The sequence below is a fragment of the Geobacillus thermopakistaniensis genome, assembly GCF_000498995.1.
Taxonomy (GTDB): Bacteria; Bacillota; Bacilli; order Bacillales; family Anoxybacillaceae; genus Geobacillus; species Geobacillus thermoleovorans.
The window spans coordinates 1-6,256 of record NZ_AYSF01000112.1 but is presented as its reverse complement, the minus strand read 5'-3'; the positions used below and the strand labels follow the sequence as shown (position 1 = coordinate 6,256).

Here is a 6,256-nt window from a genome sequence, read left to right as displayed (position 1 = left end):
GAGCAGGTATACAAAGCGCCAAACCTCACAAATCTCACATGCCCAGAATGCGGTGCGCTTTTAAAAGAGCGGAAAACGAAAGACGGACGGATGCTTGTCTGCTCGAACTTAGCGTGCCGCTACCGCCGCCGGCGCGACCCGAAACTGTCGAACCGCCGCTGTCCGCAATGCCACCGGCGCATGGAAATGCATGAAGGAAAAGCAGGGATGTATTTCCAATGCCGCCCGTGCAATATTGTCGAAAAAGCGGACGAGACCAAACGCATCGCCGCAAAAGGCAGCGAACGGGCGCTTCTCAAAAAATACAGCCCGGCCAACGAATCGTTTGGCACGAGTTTAGGGGAGCTGCTCAAACAAGCGCTTGAAAAAAAAGAGTAATCGCTATCAACCGCCAGGAGCTGCAACGCTGGCGGTTGATTGATCTCTTTGAAGAATCCGAAACCTTCTTTTTGTTGTTCCGTATATATAAATAAATCTACCATAAAGGAGCGATCAAGATGTTCAAGAAGTTGTTAAAGGCGCTTTTGGGGCAGCACCATCACTCGTCGCACTATAAAAAGCATTATAGCAGCAGCGATTACCATCATTACGGCCCGAAGTACTATCCGCATCAGCACCCGTCCCAGTACGGCCATCACCATTACAAAAAGAAACATCACAGCGGCAGTTTCTTCTCGAGCTTCTTCGGCAGCTGATGAAACGTTTGTTCGAACGCCATCCGCTCATCGCCCGCTGGTTTGACCGGCCGCATCGGAACGGAACTATACTTCATGGCCGCTATGAAGTCATCGAAGAGCTCGGGATGGGAAGCTACGGCATCGCCTACAAAGGGTGCGATCACCTGACAGGCCGTCTTGTCGTCATCAAACAAGCGCGGCGGACAAAAGGAGAAGACGGCCGCCGCTTGCTTCGGCGCGAAGCTGACGTGCTCGCCCGCCTGCGCCACCCGCAAATTCCGAGGCTGTATGATCGGTTTGTGGAGCGCGGACAGCCGCATCTCGTGATGGAGTATATCGACGGAGAAACGGTGGAAGACCGGATTTTCAAGCTGGAAGCCAAGTACACGGAACAAGAGGCGTTTCGATTGTTAAAGGAGGTGCTTGAGGTCGTCCGGCACGTCCATGCTTTCGGCATCGTCCATCGCGATTTGCGCATCCCGAACATCATTTGGCGCGATGGAACGGTGGCGATCATCGATTTCGGCTTGGCCTGCCGCATCGGCGAACCGGTGGATTTCCGCGATGACGACCCGCTGGAAAAGCGGCTGCGGCGCAAACCGCATCCACGAAGCGATTTCTATGCCCTTGGACACTTCACCTTGTTTTTATTGTATTCTGCCTATGAACCGATAAGTGACGAGGAAAAAAGCTGGGAAGAAGAACTTGACTTATCCTCGAACGCCCGCAGGATCTTGCGGAAAATGCTGCAGCTGGATGCGCCGTATGACCATGTTGACGAGTTGATCGACGACGTGGATCAGTTGCTCGCAGAACCCATCCGGAATCAAGCAGGGGCGCTTTGACGTTTGATCGCACCGCTCCCCGACCAACCACCCCTTTTCCCCATTTGGAAAGGGGGGGCTGTTTCATTTGAGGCGAAGTGAAAACAAAATACGCCCCGTCTCCCGCTGATGGAGAAACAGGGTGCAACGCTCTTTCGGCACTGCCACTCGCTTATTTTCCTTGGAACACCGGGCTCCGTTTCTCTTTAAACGCCGTCACCCCTTCGCGATGGTCTTCGGTTTCCACCATCAACCCTTGAACGAGACGCTCTTCTTCGAGAATCTCCTCAAGTGTCGCGGTCAGCGCGTGCTCAATCAGCCGTTTTTGTTTTCCGATGGCTTTCGTGGGCCCACCCGCCAGCTTCGAGGCGAACGATTCTGTCGCCTCGCGCAGTTTCTCAGCTGGGACGACCTCGCTTAGGACGCCCAATTCATACAGGCGACGGGCTGAAATCGGATCGGCGGTGAAGAAAAACTGTTTCGCCAAATGCGGACCGACAAGCCTCGGGAGCCAATACGACCCGCCACCGTCGGAGACAAGGCCGACTTTCGCAAAGCTCAAAATGAATTGACTGTCTTCGGCCGCGAGGATCACATCGCAAGCCAGCGCCAAATTGAACCCAGCTCCGGCCGCCACGCCGTGCACGGCGGCCATGATCGGTTTCTCGCATGATTTCATCGCCAAAATGAGCCGGTTGAGTCGGCCGATATGCTCATACGCCTGCGGGGCGCTCGACTGCCCCATCGTTTTCACATCCCCGCCGGCGCAAAACGCCCGCCCAGCGCCGGATAAGACGATGACGCGGACGGCATCATCCGCCGCGGCGCGTTCGATTTCATCCGTCAGTCCGGCAATCATCTCCGGGCTGAAGGCATTGAGCCGCTCCGGGCGATTCAGCGTCAACCATAATACAGAACCGGATTGTTCCACAAGCAAATGCGAGGTTTCCATATTCCTTTCCTCTCCTTTTCCATTTTGGACTTTTCAGTTTCATTTGATGAGCCATCCGCCATCGACCAACACATCAGAGCCGGTCATGTACGACGCTTCCGAAGAGGCAAGAAACGCAATGACGTTGGCGATCTCTTCCGGCGCTCCCACCCGGCCTAAGGCGGTGTTGCGCTCGATGGCTTTCACAAACCGCTCATTTTGCAGTCCACGTTCGGTAAGCGGCGTCTCGACAAAGCCAGGCGAGACGGAATTGACGCGGATGCCATACGGCGCCAGCTCCAAGGCGAGCGACTTCGTCAAGTTAATCACGCCGGCTTTGGCGGCGCTGTAATGCGGAATTTCCGCCCCGGCCTGATGGCCGGACAATGACGCTACGTTCACAATCGCCCGATTGGCGCGCTCGCGTTTTGCCCCTTCGATCATCAGCGGAGCGAGCGTTTGCGAGACAAGAAAGACGCTTTTCATATTGACGCGCTGCACATCATCCCACTCTTGTTCGGTGAGCTCGAGCCATTTCGTATGGGTCGAAATGCCGGCATTGTTGACGAGCACATGCAAGTCGCCGTACCGATTTTGGACGTATGCGGCCAAGGCGCGCACTTGTTCGCGGTCCGTGACATCGGCCGCAAACCGATCGGCCACCCCTAGCACCCCAAGACGCGTGATGTCTTGCACCGTTTCTTCCAGTTTGACGGCTGTGCGGCCGACAAGCACGACAGTCGCCCCTTCCTGAGCCAGGCGGACGGCCGTCGCCCGGCCAATGCCGCTTCCCCCTCCAGTAATCACAGCGACGGTATTGGCAAAACGCATCGTTTCCTCTCCCCTCTCGTTTGTGCGACCTTTGTTTTCATCCGTTGCCCCGTATCAGCCGTCCGACGTCTAAAACGTCAGCCCGCCGCCGTCGACCGACAATGTCGCGCCGGTGATAAACGACGCTTCATCGGACGCCAAAAACAACACCGCGTTCGCCACTTCCTCTGGCGTCCCGATGCGGCCGAGGGCGTTCGCTTTCGAAATGATCGGCCATTTGCGCTCATCTTGTTTCCACGGCGTGATGATGTTCGTATCAATGACCCCCGGTGCAATGGCATTGACGCGAATGTTAAACTTCCCATATTCCAATGCCGCATTTTTCGTCAACAAAATCACCCCGGCCTTCGAGGCGTTGTAGGCCGATTCGTACTTTTTCCCTTTGATTCCAAGCAGGCTCGATGTGTTGACAATGGCCCCGCCACCGCATTGCTTCATCACGGGCACCGCGTATTTGATGCCAAGGAACACTCCTTTCAAATTAACGTTGATGACCCGGTCCCACTCTTCTTCAGACAAGTCGGTGCTCCGCACTTCCGAATGGCCGATGCCGGCATTGTTAAAGAGAATATGTAGGCCGCCAAAGGCATCAACCGCCGTTTGGACAAGGCGGCTCACTTGCTTGGAATCGGCTACGTCCGTTTGGACAAAAATCGCCTCCCCTCCTTTTTCCCGAATCAGGCGGACCGTTTCTTCCCCTCCTTCCTCATTGATGTCGCTCACCGCCACTTTGGCGCCTTCTTCCGCAAAGCGAATCGCCGTCGCCCGGCCGATGCCGCTCGCGCCGCCGGTGACAATCGCCGCTTTTCCTTTTAGCCTCATGATCTTCCCACCTTTCGATCCGCTTCTGAATCCGTTTTCAACAGACGATATACCAACCGGTTAGTATGTTGTTTCTTTTATTATACATCACATTTAGAATATTTTAAACATTTTTATACCCCTAATCGGAAAAGCCTTTTTCGGCACCCTTTTCAAAAGGAAACGGAAGCGCCGGTGCAGCTACACCTATCTGTCGCTTTTTGTCGAAAATTAACCAATATTTAATGTCAGACAAAAAATAAAACAATAAACATCATTATTGATCGCGGCGGTGCTTTGAGCAACTCCTTGATTCTGCTTCGCACTTCCGCGGGCAGCGGAAGGTTCTGGATCGCAAGCAGCTTCTCCGAGCGGCTGAGCGCCGGTCNATTTAATGTCAGACAAAAAATAAAACAATAAACATCATTATTGATCGCGGCGGTGCTTTGAGCAACTCCTTGATTCTGCTTCGCACTTCCGCGGGCAGCGGAAGGTTCTGGATCGCAAGCAGCTTCTCCGAGCGGCTGAGCGCCGGTCTTCCCCAGGCTCCGGCCGGATGGCCAAGGGCCAGAAGGCGGCCAGCCGGGAAGACCGGCGCGGGCTGGACTTAGTCTTTGTATTTCTTTAACCGCTCCTCAAGCTCACGTCGCATCTGTTCGATATCTTCATCAACCTCTTTGCTTTTGGCGCTTTCGGCAGCAAGCTGCTCTTCGTAGCCCCGGAGCCAGTCCGGCACGATCTCGCGGCGGACGAATCTAGCGCCTCCATGGCTGTGAATGGTCACCTCATTTGGATTGATCCCGACCTGAATCCGTTGCACTTTTTCATTCAAGAAATAGGTCAGAAAAGCAATTGGTTCGCGGATGTCATTGCGTTGCATAATGCGCCTTGCCGTTTGAATGAGCTCATCCATCCAGTTTCCGCCGAAAGCTTTTTGAGCCAAGACCGCTATCTTCGTGAATTGCTGTTCTGTTATGTACCGGTCATAAGCCTGCACTACAGCCAAAAACTGCAAATACCGATCATCTGCTTGAGCTTCCTTTTTCTCTTCCAAGGCAACGACAACCGGCTCAACGACTTTCTCTCTGATTTGAAAGCGGATCGCCGCAACTTTGCGTTTTTCCCTTATCTCCTCGTATGTGAACATGATGTCCGTCTTCTCCGCAATCTCCTTCTTGGCGGGATTAAGCACTCGTTTTTTGAAATTGTGGTATTCTGAATACTTGTCCCCTGCTCCAACCATCATCCGCAAATCATCCAGACGAATCACGACCTCGCCCATATACTGCCAACGTTTTAAAAGCTCGTACATACGNGCAACTTTGCGTTTTTCCCTTATCTCCTCGTATGTGAACATGATGTCCGTCTTCTCCGCAATCTCCTTCTTGGCGGGATTAAGCACTCGTTTTTTGAAATTGTGGTATTCTGAATACTTGTCCCCTGCTCCAACCATCATCCGCAAATCATCCAGACGAATCACGACCTCGCCCATATACTGCCAACGTTTTAAAAGCTCGTACATACGGATGGAGTAAGAGCTTTTCAGTTCCATCACATTCTTCAGGCGATAGGTCGTAAATTCCCTTTTCAGCTGCAGGAGGTAGGGCTTCAAGCGGGGATCAAAGGCCAAGCTGACATAGCCGGAATGCTCGTCGTATTCCACGTATGAAACCCAACTCAGCTGTTTGAGCTTCTGGCCTTCTCTGATCTCAAGCACCTTGCGCATCAAATTTTTCGTGATCTCCCGAAGCTCCGTGTATTTAGGGCTTCCCCGATATCCCAGCAATTCAGAGAACTCCTGTATCGGCAGCTTATACATTTTAAAATCGGCGTCATCTTTGCGAATCTGGCTGATGATATACAAGATGATCTTCTGTTCGATAGTGGACAGCTTATAGTTCGCCTCAATCAGCGCATTGGACTTCGTCACGGCGCTGTTGTACTGCGGCTGGACAGCCGGAGTCTGCATCCTCTCATCCTCCACCTACTAAATTAGGAAAATAACTCCTTGATCCTATTCTACAAGAAAACACTCACGTTAAAAAGTACATTTTTTCGTACATGTACGCTTTATTTATTAAAGCGTACACAAGAAAACATGTGTACGAGATAAACACCAAAAATGTACGCTGGACACCAAAAATGTACGCCGAAACAACCAAAAATGTACGAGATAAACACCAAAAATGTAC

General features: G+C 52.6%; 7 protein-coding genes. 3 read left to right on the top strand and 4 right to left on the bottom strand.

The genetic code is table 11. The annotated features are described in order from the left end of the window. From T260_RS0121305 to T260_RS121585, 3 genes are all read left to right on the top strand, one after another. Positions 1–378 (top strand): topoisomerase DNA-binding C4 zinc finger domain-containing protein (locus tag T260_RS0121305; protein ID WP_031213363.1); only part of this gene is annotated, 378 nt, incomplete at its 5' end. A 119-nt stretch (positions 379–497) separates the two neighbouring features. Continuing rightward, a complete protein-coding gene (locus T260_RS121580) occupies positions 498–695 on the top strand; it encodes a hypothetical protein (RefSeq protein WP_023634675.1) in 198 nt (65 codons plus the stop codon). After that, positions 695–1,522 carry a serine/threonine protein kinase gene (locus T260_RS121585; RefSeq protein WP_014195786.1) on the top strand — a complete coding sequence of 276 codons (828 nt, stop codon included), beginning with the start codon at positions 695–697 and terminating at the stop codon, positions 1,520–1,522. The genes T260_RS121580 and T260_RS121585 overlap by 1 nt, the downstream gene beginning before the upstream one ends. A gap of 151 nt (positions 1,523–1,673) precedes the next feature. Here T260_RS121585 and T260_RS121590 read toward each other — a convergent pair whose 3' ends face one another. The 4 genes from T260_RS121590 to T260_RS121605 form a co-directional block, all read right to left on the bottom strand. Then, complete coding sequence (locus T260_RS121590) at positions 1,674–2,453, bottom strand: enoyl-CoA hydratase/isomerase family protein (protein ID WP_023634674.1); 780 nt, start codon at positions 2,451–2,453, stop codon at positions 1,674–1,676. A gap of 39 nt (positions 2,454–2,492) precedes the next feature. After that, complete coding sequence (locus tag T260_RS121595) at positions 2,493–3,263, bottom strand: SDR family NAD(P)-dependent oxidoreductase (protein ID WP_023634673.1); 771 nt, start codon at positions 3,261–3,263, stop codon at positions 2,493–2,495. A 69-nt stretch (positions 3,264–3,332) separates the two neighbouring features. Continuing rightward, entirely contained in the window at positions 3,333–4,085 is a 753-nt protein-coding gene (locus tag T260_RS121600; protein ID WP_011231178.1) for an SDR family NAD(P)-dependent oxidoreductase, read from the bottom strand. A 586-nt stretch (positions 4,086–4,671) separates the two neighbouring features. Next, positions 4,672–6,033 carry a replication initiation protein gene (locus tag T260_RS121605; protein ID WP_031213361.1) on the bottom strand — a complete coding sequence of 454 codons (1,362 nt, stop codon included), beginning with the start codon at positions 6,031–6,033 and terminating at the stop codon, positions 4,672–4,674. Positions 6,034–6,256 lie beyond the last annotated feature (223 nt).

Bases quoted from the DNA above. Each gene is read 5' to 3' on its own strand.
- T260_RS121590 (WP_023634674.1), bottom strand. From the start codon at position 2,453: ATGGAAACCTCGCATTTGCTTGTGGAACAATCCGGTTCTGTATTATGG.
- T260_RS121580 (WP_023634675.1), top strand. From the start codon at position 498: ATGTTCAAGAAGTTGTTAAAGGCGCTTTTGGGGCAGCACCATCACTCG.
- T260_RS121595 (WP_023634673.1), bottom strand. From the start codon at position 3,263: ATGCGTTTTGCCAATACCGTCGCTGTGATTACTGGAGGGGGAAGCGGC.
- T260_RS121600 (WP_011231178.1), bottom strand. From the start codon at position 4,085: ATGAGGCTAAAAGGAAAAGCGGCGATTGTCACCGGCGGCGCGAGCGGC.
- T260_RS121585 (WP_014195786.1), top strand. From the start codon at position 695: ATGAAACGTTTGTTCGAACGCCATCCGCTCATCGCCCGCTGGTTTGAC.